Here is a 1,062-nt window from a genome sequence, read left to right as displayed (position 1 = left end):
GCAGCGAGGCCCCGACCGCCGCGAACGCCTCGTCGGCGATGTCCGGCATGGTGAGCACGGTGGGCCCGGTGTCGATCAGATAGCCGCCGCGTTCCAGGCGCCCGGCCCGCCCGCCGGGTCCCTGGTCGCGTTCGACCACGGTCACGCGGCGGCCCGCGCCGAGCAGGTGCAGGGCGGCGGACAGGCCGGCCAGTCCGGCGCCGACCACCACCACGTGGTCGGTGGGTCCCGCGAGCGTTCGGGTCACCGGGCCGCCTCCGTTCCGGTGACGGCCAGGGCGGCGCCGGGTGGGAGTCCCGGCCCGGTCACCTGGCCTGATGTGCCGGCGATCTCGGCCAGGAGTTCCCGCAGCCGGGCCGCCGGGCCCGGCTCGAGGGCGGCCTCGCGCAGGTGGTCCAGGCACTGCCCGGCGAGCCGGGCGATCTTCGTCTCGACCAGGTCGCGGGCTCCCGTGGCGACGAGGACCTCCCGCACCTCGGCCAGTTCGCCGTCGGTGAGGTCGGCGCGGCCCACGGCGCGCTCCAGCACGCCGAGCGCGGAGCGGTCGCCGGCGGCCGTGGCGAGGGTCCGGGCCACGGCCAGCGGATAGGTGGGCTTGCCCTCGCGCACGTCCCCGCCGGACGGTTTGCCCGTGGCCCGGGGGTCGGCGAGGAGGTCGTCCAGGTCGTCCCGCAGCTGGAAGGCGAGGCCCGCGCAGCGTCCGGCGCGGCACAGCCTCCCCGTGGTTTCGGCGTCGGCTCCGGCGAGGACCGCGCCCAGTTCCAGCGGCCGTTCCACGGTGTACCGGGCGCTCTTGAGGCAGGCGGCGCGGATCGACCGGGTCCGGGTGCGCACGGAGGTGGCCTGGCCCTGCACGTCGAGGTACTGGCCCGCGGCCATCTCCGTACGCAGGGTGCGCCACACCTCGTTGAGGCGGTGCGCGTGCTCGCGCGGGAGCGCGGGATCCAGCAGCAGTCCGGTGAGCGCATCGTCCGCCCAGGCCAGCGCGAGGTCACCGGCGAGCACCGCGGCGGAGCCGCCGAGCCGTTGCGCGGCCGGCTGCGGCGTCGTACCGGCGTACTG

Annotated in this window: 2 protein-coding genes; both read right to left on the bottom strand. The window is 77.0% G+C overall.

The window, feature by feature from the left end:
• Window positions 1-247, bottom strand: a 247-nt coding sequence (locus tag ACWEN3_RS46895) for an FAD-dependent oxidoreductase (protein WP_452984604.1), incomplete at its 3' end; no start/stop codon positions are given.
• Window positions 244-1,062, bottom strand: an 819-nt coding sequence (locus ACWEN3_RS46890) for a polyprenyl synthetase family protein (protein WP_452984602.1), incomplete at its 5' end; no start/stop codon positions are given. The genes ACWEN3_RS46890 and ACWEN3_RS46895, both read right to left, overlap by 4 nt.

Source organism: Streptomyces sp. NPDC004561 (assembly GCF_053602155.1).
Note: the sequence above shows the minus strand (reverse complement) of the source record. Positions and strands in the feature narration are given on the sequence as shown.